Raw genomic sequence first — 13130 nt, 5'->3', positions numbered from 1 at the left:
GTCTACGGTTCTCACTACACTACACTACACTTCGTTTCGATCTCATCAATTTCTAAACGGCAGAGCCATTAAGAATTGAAGGACTTCGTTCCGATCCTCGAAGCATGTATGAACTTGCTCCTACGGTTTCTTCGAATGCTCGTCGCATGTCTAGGGGGCATGTAGGAACTTGCTCCTACGCTTCTTCGAATGCTCGTCGTATGTCTGGGGGGCATGTATGAACTTGCTCCTACGCTTCTTCGAATGCTCGTCGCATGTCTGGGGGGCATGTATGAACTTGCTCCTACGCTTCTTCGAATGCTCGTCGCATGTCTGGGGGGGCATGTATGAACTTGCTTCTACGCTTCTTCGAATGCTCGAATCATACAAAGACTGGAACACCGTTTATTCGGTTTTAGGGATCTCAGACATACTTATGTCAAAGTCCCTTGGACAAGTTATCCAGAGGAACTCAAAATTAGCGCAGTCAAAGCAGTTGTAGATAATGCGAAATCACTCAACGAGGTGATTGAAACATTCTCAATTTCTTCCCACAGTGTTTTAAGACAGTGGATTTCAAAGTATACTAGTAGGGAAGATATCAAATCTACTAGTAAAAGTTAGATAAAGTCAAAATTGGTTATGCAAGAGTTTCCAGCCAAGAGGATTGGAATAGAGGTTCAAAAATCTGCTTTAAGTGATTGCGACATTCTCTTCGCAGAGAAAGAAAGTAGCGGAAAAGATCATTGTCTAGAGTTAACCGATGTCCTTCATCTAGCGAAAGAATTATCAGATAAAAATAATGGGGTATGCATGTGGTACAAATAAAAAATCCAAGCGGTCAAACACTCCAAGGCAAAGGCTAGGGAGCGAATAACCACTAATGTCATTTTTCTATCAGAGCTTTGCATACCATCTCACTAGATGTTCCTGCACCAGTGGGACTGGCAACAATCTCTTTGAGATGGATATAAATGTCTGCCCATTTATTTTATCAGAGTATTGTATACCATCCTGCTAGCTTGATACTGGGTAAGCAGGACTGGCAATAAGTGAGGATTTGTGATGATGAAATCTATGGAAATTACGAAAATGCTCGCCACTAGAGTTTTCAGACAGTTCCTAAAGTTGTGCAATTTTATTTTTCTGTTCTTCAGTCAGTTCAAAATCAAACAAGTCAAGATTTTGTTTTTGCCGTTCTTCATTATGAGATTTGGGAATAACGACTACTCCGCGATCCAGCTGGTATCGTAAAATAATCTGAGCCCATGTTTTGCCGTATTCTTCACCAATTGAAGTCAGTATTTTTTTGGCTTCAGGACTGACTCTGGTTAAAGGCCCCCACGCTTCGGGAACAATGTTGTTTTCTAAAGAATAAGCGATAATGTCATCATTCCAGAGACCTGGATGCGATTCGATCTGATTAACAGCAGGCTTAATGCGAGAATGATCAAGTAGATGTTTCAGCTGTTCTTCGTTAAAATTGGAAACTCCAATGGCTTTCAATACACCCTTATCAGTATACTTCTCCAGTACTTTCCATACCAAAGTAATTTCTTCCAGATTATTCCAAGGATGATGAATCAGAAACAAATCAATATAATCTGTTTTCAGCGTACGTAGGCTTTCTTCAACACCTTTTTGAACAGCAGCTTCATTCGATGTATATTCTGGCTTTCCCGGCAGCTTTGAAGTGATAAAAAATTTTGACCGGGGAATACCGCTTTTAGCAATTCCAGAGGCAACCACAGATTCATTTCGATAGCTGATTGCCGTGTCAAAATGACGATAGCCTGCAGTAATCGCTGTCTCGATTTCAGTGGTATCTCCGTTTATTTTACCCATATAGTCACGATTTTCCTTACCAAAAGTATTTGTCCCGCTGCCGATAATCGGCAGTTCAATGCCTGTGTTTAACCTTATTGTTTCCATACAGCACCCATTCCTTTCTTTTGGAGCTTTTTTCTTATCTTAACAAAAATGAAGAGAGGAGACAAAGAATGCTGCTCTTTTTTGATAGGTTTATCATAGATAAGAAAATAGCAGATTCTTTAGTCAAAGCATATTTTGGCAATGCTGACCATATCCGAAAGGCATTACTAATATTCAAGTTCAACCTGTATAATAGAAGTAACGGATTTTATAGAAAATGCTTATTTTTAACAAAAACATCATAAAAGGAAAGTGAATGCCTTTTTTAATGAATGATGAACCAAAACAATTTGATTGCCAAATAAAAGAATGAGTAATTGTGATTTTAGGAAATATTTTGTTCACTATCATTATGAAGCGAACAAAGGGAAGAATATATCATTATTGTTAATTAAATGGAGAAAGGGAGGCAAGTATGGAAAAGCAGGAAATTGTTAAGCATTATTTTGAATGTTGGATCAGTCGAGATTTTTCAAAAATAGAAGAGTATTTTAATCAAGATATTACTTATAGAGAGTGTTACGGGCCAGTGTATAAAGGAATCGGTGAGATTTATCAGTGGCTGGAACATATGCTGGAAAAGCAAATAGTTTTGGAGTGGTCTATTTATAGAATTTTGGAAGTTTCAGAAGATATTCTAGTTGTTGAATGGTACTTTAATGCGAAAGAAAAAGAAGAATATGCGTTTGATGGAGTTTCTGTGATTGAATTTTCAAAAGGAAAGATTCAAAGTATCTGTGAATATGAGTGTAAACATGTGACTTATCGTCCTTTTCTCAGAAAGTAAAGTGACGGTTTATCCTTTCAAAATCAGAATTAAATAGAACAGATTCAAGACTTCCTCAGGTAATTAAAGTGATGAATCGTCGCGTTTTCGGAATATTCTCTAAGAAGATATTGAAGATATTCTCTGATCAGTTGTCCTTATTTGGTGAAGCTTCTCCTTTTAATGATCTAGAACCCGCCCGCCCCAGGAATAGTCTGATGTAGGTCAAATTTTTCCAGAGGTTGAGCAGCGTTCGTCAATAGAGGTTCTCCTGATAAAGTACCTTGCAGCTTTCTTCTTTTGATACATCAAAAGTTAAAATAAATGATATTGTTTTATTCCTTCTCTTATACTGAAAGACCTTCACTGAATCATTTCGATCCAGCTTCCCTTTACATGGGTTCGAAGTCCCTGCCTGCTTAAACCAGATTCTAAAATGTTAGTGTTTGATACGAATTCTAAATTTATGAGGTTATACTTAAGCTTCCTTTCACCTTTACTATATCCTGTAAATAGAAAATAGTGGGGACTGTGACATAAGTATGTTTGAGTCCCAAAAGCCGAATAAACGGTGTTCCAGTCTTTGTATGATCCCGAGCGTTCGTAAGAATCGTAGGAGCATAAAGAGATATGCTCCTGCGATTACTTGTTGCATGGAGAAGTTTTGTCACAACTTCACTAATCTTAGTATGTTTCTTTGTTCATCTTATTGATTAGAAATACGATAATAATTGTTTAAGCTGCCAAATTTTGAGAGCAGCATTTCATTGCTGGTTGTGAGTGTTCCCATGTTATTTCCGTTTAGGATATTAGTTAACTGCATACTATCAATGTCAGTCCATTTTTTACTTGCTTCACCAGCAGTATCAGCTGTTTCCCAAACTTTTAATTCTTTACCATGGTAGGTAAACGAGCTTGCCCGGTAAGCGTACATAAATGAAAAACGTTTTGTATTCAAGCTTTCAATTGAGAAATATGCTGGGTTATTAAAGACGTAATCGATCCCATGTGAGAAAGAGAAGCCTTCTGCAGCCAAGCTGGTGGAAACGTCGAATACTGCATCCTGTAGGACCTCCACTTTTGCATTTCCAGCTGTATACTCAGTACGAAGCATAGGTCCGTTTCCTTTAGCTGTAAAGCTCGCATTTTCCTGAACTTGCAAGAATGAGAAGCCGTAAACGGCATTTTGTCCATAGCCGGTACCGCTGTAGCCGGGGTATAATTCAACAATCGCATTTTCTTCAACAATGAATTCTTTTTGTGTATTGCTGTTACCCATTGAAATAACAGTTGAGCCGCTGTCATTGCTGGAACCGCCGCCTTCAGTTGTACCTTTATAAGTTGATCCGGTTTTAAAGGTAACATTTTGAGCGTAGACATTGCTGCCTTTAGTTGAACGAATTTCGTTATCACCTTCGAAGGAAACAACTGCACCTGTAACATTTTGACGAATGAACAATGTGCCGTCAAATTGGATATCCTGTACATTAACATTCATGCCATAAGACTGATTGGCAGAATCGCCGGAATAGATGCTTCCATAATTATTTTGACCTAAGACATGTCCATTTTTAATCGTCAAATTAATACGTTTACCAAGTAATTCGTTTTTTGTCAGGTAGTAGCTGGCGGTATTTAGTGTATAGCCATTCAAATCAATAACAGTATCATCCTGTAATTGAATGTTTGCAGTTAATTGCAGATCAGTCATCAGTTGTAAGTTTGTCAGATTACTGTTGATAGCGGTCTGAAGTTCTGTGAAAGACCGGATCTCAGTTGGGCTGTTTTGGTCATAGGTGAAATTGATGCTGCCAAGATAAGCCAGTTCAGTAGTCTCGCTGGTTGAGGGTCTGCTTACTGTTACATATATATCATGTATTCCGTTTGTTTTAGCTAAATCAATTGTATGATATACCCAAGTGTTTACATTACCTGTACGAGTCAGTACTTTTTCTCCGATAATCGGTCCATCCGCTGAATCAACTCGAACAGTCATTGTTGTATTGTCATATGGCACTGCGGCATTTAATTGAATACTGCCTAAATTCCCATCTAAATCAATATTTTTATAAATAAAGGTATTGTTTGGGCTGATCGATGATTTTGTATTCTGACTGTTTTCAAAAGTGACAACAGTTTCTTTGCTCAAACCTCTGTTTAACAACTGTCCCTCAAAAGAAATAGAAGAGAAGAGAAGATTCATACCGTAATTGGCATTAGTAGAGTCTACACTGTAGAAGCTTCCGTATGGATTTTGCCCTTGAATGATTCCGTTGCGTACATCAACTGAAATCTTTCTGCCCAAAGCTTCGTCTTTGTAGAAATAATAATTGGCAGTATTTAGAGTAAAATCATTTAAATCCAGTTTCGTGTTATCTTTCAGCTGCAGGTTTGTAGTGAATTGAATATTCGTCATCAATTTTAAATTAGTTAGATTGCTGCTGATAGCAGTTTGAAGCTCTGTAAATGAACGGATTTCAGTCGGTTCGTTTTCATCGTAAGCAAAATTGAGAAAACCAAGGCGAGCCAATTCAACTGTCTCTCCAGTTAAGGGTCTGTTAACTGTCACATAAATGTCGTGGATTCCTTCGGTTTCTTTTAAATCGATGGTGTGATATAACCAGGTATTTATATTTCCAGAATGAGTCAGTATTTTTTGACCGATAATCGGACCATCTGTTGAATCAGTCCGAAGAGTAACCGTCGTGTTGTCGTAAGGTACAGAAGCATATAGTTGAATACTTCCAAGATTTTTTCCAAGATCAACTTCTTTATAAACAAATGTATTATTTGAACTGATTGAAGATATAGAACTTTGAACATTTTTAAATTCTACAACTGTTTCTTTGCTTAATCCTCTATTTAAAAGTGTTCCTTCAAAAGCAATAGAAGAGAAAGATAAATTCATACCGTAATTGGCATTAGTAGAGTCTGCACTATAGAAGCTTCCGTATGGATTTTGCCCTTGAATGATTCCGTTACGTACATCAACTGAAATCTTTCTGCCCAAAGCTTCGTCTTTGTAGAAATAATAATTGGCAGTATTTAGAGTAAAATCATTTAAATCCAGTTTCGTGTTATCTTTCAGCTGCAGGTTTGTAGTGAACGAAATATCGGCCATGAGTTTTAAATTGGTAATATTACTATTGATTGCAGTCTGTAATTCAGAAAATGAATGAATTTCAAGAGGTTTCTTCTCGTCAAAACCAAAGTTAATGGCTCCTAAGTTCGCAATTTCAGTAATGGTACTTGTAGAAGGGCGTGAGAATGAAACATATATATCAGCAATTCCTGTATTTTCAGTAAGCTCTACTGTATGATATAGCCAAGTATTCAAACTACCTGAGCGAGTCAGCTTTTTTTCACCTATAATTTCTCCGTCCACAGCACCTTTTCGTATTGTGACTGTTGTATTGTCATAGGGGATGGAGGAGAATAGCTGAATGCTGCCTTTATGAACAGATAGATCAACGTTTTTATAGGAAATCCATGCATCCGGGACAATTCCGCCAATGTAGAATGAATTATTTTGATACGTATTAAGTGATCCGAAAGCAGTATAATAGTCATTTGCTTCAGCAATTCCAGAAATAACTTCAGATTTTCCTTTAAGTCTGGCATAAACATTATTTGCTAACAGTGCAGCTCCGCGTGCGTTTGGATGGACACCATCCGGAATCAGAATGTCTGCGTCTTGAGTTATGGAGTTGTTATCTATGACTGAAACATCAACATCGGCTTTTTTGGCGGACTCAAGAATTTTTGGCAAAATCAGTTTCAGATTTTCATTACTGATATCATAGTTTGTATGAACAACTTTTGGCGGCAGACAAACATAAACGACAGGTTTTGTTTCCATTGCTTTATAAGCGTTAATCAAATTCACATAGTCATTAATATAGTTATCAATTTTTGTGAAATTATATGGTTTCGTATCATTGGTACCTAACTGGATAATTACGATATTTTGGTTAACAGCCAAGCTGTTTTTATATTCAGATGTACGAATGTACGGATCATTTCCGTTATTTAGCAGGGTCTTACCGGAGTTTCCGTAGTTTACAACATCATAATTGCTGCCTAAACGGTAACCTAACTGTCTCGGATAAGAGTTTATTAGGGCATTCTCTACATTCATTCCATAGGTAATACTGTCTCCGATAGCTGCTACTTTAACTTTTTGATCTGATGGAAAAATAGTAATAATTCCTTTTACTTTTGCATTTGTTTTTTTAGCAATTCCTTGAATCTCATAAGTGCCAGCTTTCGAAAATATGGATTCATCTATGGAATCCCAGGAAACGTTATCTTGTGAGATCTTTTGATCTTCAGATAAATAAGTAATGCTTTCTGGTAATGCTGATTTTTCATTTTCAACAGTTACTATGTTTACGGGGGGATAGAAATCTTTTGATTCGGCATAGGCGGCTGTATTATTTTCCAAAAATGCTAAAGCAAACACCATAAAAGTGAAAACTAATACGAAAAATTTTGATTTTTTTTTCATGAATATTACTCCTTTGTGTAATTGTTTATCAGTAAAGGATTTTTCAATAAATAATTGGCAAATAAACAGTGATTAAACACTATATTTTTTTACTGTTATTTCCTTTTTAAAAATATCCCGCTAACAGTCTAGCACAAAAGAAAATTGTTTATTTATCTATTTTTTCATTATATTCTCTAAAATGTGAAATTCATAAATAAAATCATGATAAAGTGAATAAAAAACGAAAAATATAAATATTATTCGATATATTTATTTGGTGTATGCTGTTTTGGATTTTTTTATGATTAATTTCAATTGCTGAAACGAACAAAGATGAACTAAAAGTACTGATTAATATTGTTTGTTATTTAGGTTATAATATTAAGAAACATATACCTCTTAAGAAGATGAATGTTTCACATTCAAAGCCTGTCGCCTGCATACAGCTGTCTCTTTGTATATAGAATAAATTTATCCTCAGCAAGAGCATTGCATACCATTCTGCTAATGCTCATAGATGAGCTAGCCTCTATTCAAGGAATACTTATCGAGACCACATATATCATTTCACTAGATATTCCTACACAAGTGAAACTGACAAAGCAGGATTAGCAACTCCCTACTTGCTTTTGAAGCTGCTTACTCCTGTCATTGAAGCATACAAGTAAAAATTTTTTACCATTGAAGATCATTTATAGACTATCTTTTAATGTAATTTATAAGTTGGTTAGAGCGTTGCTTGAGAATCATTTTATGTTCTATAATAAAGCGTTGCTCAGAAAACTTAAATCAAACTGTAACGACATTGACAGAAACATGTGATAAGATGGGTCTGTGACATTAGTATATCCAGAACCCTTAAAAACAAATAAATGGTGTTCCAGTCTTTGTATGATCCGAGCATTCGTAAGAAGCGTAAGAGCGAAGCCTCCATACTTCGAGGATCGGAACGAAGTCCTTCAATTCTTAGTGGCTTTGCCATTTAGAAATTGATGAGATCGAAACGAAGTGTAGTATAGTGAGAACCGTGGACGTAGAAAAACGGATATAGTGTACTGTTTTGTCTCGAGAATCGTTAGACTCATAGAGACAGCAGCTCTTCTACGCTCTTCTACGCATACAGCTCTACTACATCAAGTGAGCTAGTTTCATTCAAGGAATATTTATCAAAACTACGCATACCATTCTGCTAAAGTACGAATATAAGCAGAAGCGGCAAAGTAGAACTAGCACTTGTCGGTCCTAATCTGTGCCGAGTAATCGCAAGCAACATCTCGGAAATAAGCCGAATACTCTCAAAAATATGGGAAGCTCCAAGTAGATATCAATCCACAGCTATTCATTTCATGACTAGTGTTCCTTGACAATTTTCGTATATTCCGACGTATTGTCATAAATCACTACGATTGACTTGTCAGAGTAGATGTGCATGATACCTACCTGGTTCTTGAGACAGAACACTTCTGTCACAACTTCTTTTTTATTTGAGAGAGTTTTGCAATGATTCATTGTGGAATAGACACTACGATTTTTGACCTCGGAGGATTCAGTAAATGACAGCAGAACCAAATACTATGAGTACTAGCAGAGTCTCAGCTTACATTCACATTCCCTTTTGTGAACATATTTGCTACTATTGTGATTTTATTGCTTAGAGAAATCAAATTAACGTATACATTTTAAAAAACAACAGACAAAATTAGGAGAATCGTTGATTTAAAGCGATTCTCTTTTTATTTTCCAAAAGAAAAAATAAGAGATATATGAACCACTAAAAATGCTGATTAGTATAAAAATGTACATGCTTTTATGAAAGTGGTACGGATTTTTTTTAGAAGTGAATTTTAGTTAGAATAGTGAATGGAAATGGAAAGTTCAAAAATTATCTTAATAAAATAACAGGATCATACTTTTGTAAATGTGAAAAAAATCCTGAAATTTTTACTAGTGATAATTGATTATACACTGATTTCAATATTTCTTAACAGAAGAAGTAATCAAGTCTTACAAAGTTAAACTAAACATTAAGTTTGTTATAAAATAATTCTAGAGCTTTTTTTCTAAAACAGTTATAATTAATTGTAAGTTATGATAGAATAAGAACGTATGTTCGGGAAGAGGATGGATATGGAGAAGGATGTTATTCAAAAAGTTAAATTCTCTGATTTAGATGTCAATGATCAATTTTTTGATTCTTTAAAAAAAGACTATGACTTTGAAAGATGGTTTCTAGGTAAAAGTAGTGAGGATGCATATATTTTTAGAGATAATGGCATTTTAAATGGATTTCTGTATTTGAAAGATGAATACGAGGAGGATCAAACTATCTCTCCTGAATTCGTTAAAAAGAGACGCTTAAAGATAGGGACATTCAAAATTAATGCACATGGAACTATTTTAGGACAACGTTTTTTGAGTATTGCTTTACAAAAGATGATTGAAACCAATCAAGATTTTATTTATGTTACAGTTTTTGAAAAGCAAGAGGGCCTAATTCTGCTCTTAGAAAAATTTGGGTTTCAAGTTTGGGGAACTAAAGCAAATGGAGAGTTAGTCTATTACAAAGATCAAACTATTTTTGAGAATATTTATAAAGACTATCCTAAAGTTAATTTAGAAAGTAATAAGTATCTATTATCTATAAAACCTGAATTTCATACTAAGATGTTTCCTGACTCTAAATTGCGTACTGAAAAAAATCATGTAGTTGAAGATTTATCTTTCACCAATACAACTGAGAAAATATATATTACTAATATGTCTGGTGTTAAAGCAATGAACATAGGAGACTTGATAGTGATATATCGGATGAAGGAGTATAACGCCCGTTCAGCTGAATACAATTCAGTAGCGACTACTTTATGTACGGTAGCAAGCGTAAAACAAATGAATGATTTTAAAGATGTCGATGAGTATCTTAGGTATTGTGGAAAAGGTTCTATCTTTAGTGAACAAGAGCTTAGAGGTTACTACCAATCAAAAAAATATCCATATATTATTAAAATGCTGTACAACTTGGCACTACCTAAACGAATTATTAGACAAGATTTGATAAACAAAGTAGGATTGAACAGGGGAGCATATTTTGGTGTCCTGAATTTGACAAACAATCAATTTGAAAAAATATTAGAAATAGGTGAAGTATATGAAGGTTTTATTATCAATTAAACCTGAATTCGTAGAAGAAATTATGGAAGGTAGAAAAAAATTTGAGTATAGAAAAAATATATTCAAGCGAGATGATATTTCGTCTATTGTAGTTTATGCCACGAAGCCGTATGGAAAAGTGGTTGGTGAATTTGAAATTGAGAGTATCATTAAAGATTGTCCATCTAACATTTGGAAAGAAACGAAACAATATTCTGGAATTTCAAGGAAGTTTTTTAATGAATATTTTGATGGACGTGATACAGGATTCGCTATTCAAATCAAAGAATTTATTAAGTATGATGTACCAATGGATTTGAATTATTTCGATAAAAAGATAAAAGCGGCACCTCAGTCTTTTTGTTATATTGAAGGGTAACTAAAATAAATGAAATATATTTTACTAGCGGGAATTCATGGTGTTGGAAAATCTACCTTATTGGATCAGATTGACAAAGTATATCCAATTGAGGCTTATACTATCAGTTCTTTAATAAAGAAAGCTGATCAACAAATAGATACTATAAATAAGCAAACAAAAGAAATTGCAGAAAATCAAAATCTATGGAAAAAGGAACTTAAAAAGATTGATTCATTATCAACAAAAATAATCCTAGATGGGCATTTTACACTATTAAACAATACTGGAGAAATAGTTCCTCTACCATTTGAAACTTTTGAAAATGTTGATATTGTTGGCGTCATTCTAAAAAAAGAAATTCCAGAAGTGATTCAGTCTCGGCTATTTAATAGAGATAACCATACTTGGGTGCTTGAAAGAATTCAAAAATTTCAAAAAGTTGAAGAAGATACTGCGAGAAGCTATTCTTTGAATGCAAAAATACCTCTTTTTGTATATGACAATATTAATCAATTTGACAATCTAATCAATTTTATTGATGAGAGGTGATAAGTTTGGAGCACGAGCTGAAGATTGATACAGAGTATTTTGAAGCTGTGTTAAACGAAAAAAAGAATTTTGAGATACGATTTAATGACCGAAATTTTCAAATTGGAGATACTATAATCCTACAAGAAATAACTAAAGATAGAGAGTTTACTGGTAGAGAGCTGACTGCCACAATATCTTATATAACAGACTTCGAACAAAAAGAAGGATTTGTAGTATTTAGTTTCAATAGGTTAAAATAATTTTTTAAAACCACAGAACTTGGGAAAAAGTCTGTGGTTTTCTTGTATCTTAGAGACTTTAAAACCAATTGATAGGATATAGATAAGGTTATCAATGGAATTAGCTTTCTATGTTTGAAGGGTATATCATAAAATGTAAAATACGAGCACGACCAATAATAAGAACACTTTCATATTAAACTAAAGAGAAAAAACAAATTAATAAGAAAAAAAGTTAAGCGATCTCGCTGTTGAGTGTACTCACAATGATGATCGCTTTTTTGTATTTTTGTAAAAGGAGAATGTGCGTGATAAGAAAAAGAGCACCACCATTTAACATTTCAATTTTTATTAGAAATTATTTAAGGAGGCTAATTATGAAACGATTTAACGTGAAAAAAGGCATTAAAAGAACTCTTGCAGGAATTGCACTTGTAAGAGTAGGGGGCATTGCTTCTGCTATTCCAGTTTCAGTGAATGCAGAGACAACGTTTCCCCAGAACGTAACGATTGAATATTCAAACAATCAATTATATCGAATGCAGGGAAAGTTTGAAAATGAGGAACAGTATGATAGGCTAGATGCCCCTTTGTTTGCTGTTTATAACGGAATGAGGCAGCCAGTCTTTTGTTATGAACCTACAGTAAATATTGTAAACGAAGTAACTCCAAACTATACGTCTAATCCATTACCAGATATCGCAATAAACAACGTGCCAAATATATTTCAACATTATGGTCAAAAGCTGGCACAGATGCTGATACGCAAGTAGTCGCACAAACCATGTTTTGGAAAGAAGCAAATGGACTAAATGTCAACTCTATTTTAAGAATGGATGGGACACCTCTTTCAAATTATCAAGCAATAAAAGATAAGATTAATCAAGTTATTGCGGATTATGAGAAGAAACCCAGCTTCACAAATCAAACAATCAAAGTTGTTCTCGGTCAATCTGTGACAGTAACAGATACGAACAATACCAATCTAAACTCTTTTAAAGAGACAAATAATTCTACAAATAGTGAATATAAAATTAATGGTAACAACCTAACCTTCACACCAAATGTTGATTCTACAAGTGGTTCTTTAAAATTTAGAAAGTCTGTAGGATTTGGTACACCTGTTGCCTATAAATTAGCAGGTCAACAATCTGTTGTTGCAGGAGCGATTGATATTCCAAATGAATTCACTATCAATTTAGAGGTCATAAAAAATGGGAATCTGAAAATTGTTAAAAAAGATAAAGAGTCAGGAAAGCTAGTTCCAGATACAGTTTTCCATGTAACATTTGATAATAATAAATTTCCCGCAAGAGACGTTAAAACAGGAGAAGATGGCACTATAACCATTACTGAGATTCTTCATGGAACGAAAGTCACCATTACAGAAAAGGAGGTGCCAAAATCTTACACCATTGACACAACACCAATGGTTACAACTATTAAAGCAAGTGAAGCCGTTGAAGTCATTTCAACTAATTATCGTGAAAAAGGACAGATTCAATTGAATAAGGAAGGTGTTGAAACAGGAATCACACAATGGAACGAACACTATTCATTGGCTGGAAACACTTTTGATATTCGTAAAGATGATCCGAATGGTACGATTGTTCAAACCATTATCACTAATGAAAAAGGATATGCTGAAACAGCTTAAAAAGTCACAGAAGTATTAGAATTAGGTAC

Annotated in this window: 10 protein-coding genes; 8 read left to right on the top strand and 2 right to left on the bottom strand. The window is 34.6% G+C overall.

The window, feature by feature from the left end:
- Nucleotides 1-360: 360 nt before the first annotated feature.
- A complete protein-coding gene (locus LI951_RS15350; RefSeq protein WP_420705909.1) occupies nucleotides 361-603 on the top strand; it encodes a transposase in 243 nt (80 codons plus the stop codon).
- Between the two features lie 498 nt (nucleotides 604-1101).
- Here LI951_RS15350 and LI951_RS03250 read toward each other — a convergent pair whose 3' ends face one another.
- On the bottom strand, nucleotides 1102-1911 hold the full coding sequence (locus LI951_RS03250; RefSeq protein ID WP_229441243.1) for an aldo/keto reductase family protein: 810 nt from the start codon (nucleotides 1909-1911) through the stop codon (nucleotides 1102-1104).
- A gap of 415 nt (nucleotides 1912-2326) precedes the next feature.
- Between LI951_RS03250 and LI951_RS03245 the strand changes: the two genes are divergently transcribed.
- The gene (locus tag LI951_RS03245) at nucleotides 2327-2698 is read left to right on the top strand and encodes a nuclear transport factor 2 family protein (protein ID WP_229441242.1); all 372 of its coding nucleotides are present in this window, start codon (nucleotides 2327-2329) and stop codon (nucleotides 2696-2698) included.
- Between the two features lie 685 nt (nucleotides 2699-3383).
- On the opposite strand, the gene LI951_RS03240 is transcribed toward LI951_RS03245, so the two are convergent.
- Entirely contained in the window at nucleotides 3384-7184 is a 3801-nt protein-coding gene (locus LI951_RS03240) for a carbohydrate-binding protein (protein ID WP_229441241.1), read from the bottom strand.
- Between the two features lie 2109 nt (nucleotides 7185-9293).
- Here LI951_RS03240 and LI951_RS03235 point away from each other — a divergent pair.
- The 6 genes from LI951_RS03235 to LI951_RS15340 all read left to right on the top strand — a co-directional run bounded on the left by LI951_RS03235 (nucleotide 9294) and on the right by LI951_RS15340 (nucleotide 13101).
- A complete protein-coding gene (locus tag LI951_RS03235) occupies nucleotides 9294-10334 on the top strand; it encodes a hypothetical protein (protein WP_229441240.1) in 1041 nt (346 codons plus the stop codon).
- Nucleotides 10312-10692 carry an ASCH domain-containing protein gene (locus tag LI951_RS03230; protein WP_229441239.1) on the top strand — a complete coding sequence of 127 codons (381 nt, stop codon included), beginning with the start codon at nucleotides 10312-10314 and terminating at the stop codon, nucleotides 10690-10692. The genes LI951_RS03235 and LI951_RS03230 overlap by 23 nt, the downstream gene beginning before the upstream one ends.
- Nucleotides 10693-10701: 9 nt before the next feature.
- Nucleotides 10702-11223, top strand: a complete 522-nt coding sequence (locus LI951_RS03225; protein WP_229441238.1) for an ATP-binding protein — start codon at nucleotides 10702-10704, stop codon at nucleotides 11221-11223.
- A 5-nt stretch (nucleotides 11224-11228) separates the two neighbouring features.
- Complete coding sequence (locus LI951_RS03220; protein WP_229441237.1) at nucleotides 11229-11465, top strand: DUF3850 domain-containing protein; 237 nt, start codon at nucleotides 11229-11231, stop codon at nucleotides 11463-11465.
- Nucleotides 11466-11821: 356 nt separating this feature from the next.
- Nucleotides 11822-12217 (top strand): hypothetical protein, encoded by a 396-nt coding sequence (locus tag LI951_RS15345; protein ID WP_267491682.1) that lies wholly within the window; start codon nucleotides 11822-11824, stop codon nucleotides 12215-12217.
- Nucleotides 12218-12228: 11 nt separating this feature from the next.
- Entirely contained in the window at nucleotides 12229-13101 is an 873-nt protein-coding gene (locus tag LI951_RS15340) for a SpaA isopeptide-forming pilin-related protein (protein WP_267491681.1), read from the top strand.
- Nucleotides 13102-13130 lie beyond the last annotated feature (29 nt).

The organism is Enterococcus sp. BWT-B8, assembly GCF_020567625.1.
In the GTDB taxonomy this organism is placed as follows: Bacteria; Bacillota; Bacilli; order Lactobacillales; family Enterococcaceae; genus Enterococcus_L.
The sequence above is the reverse complement of the archived record's forward strand: the minus strand, read 5'-3'. Positions and strand labels throughout refer to the sequence as shown.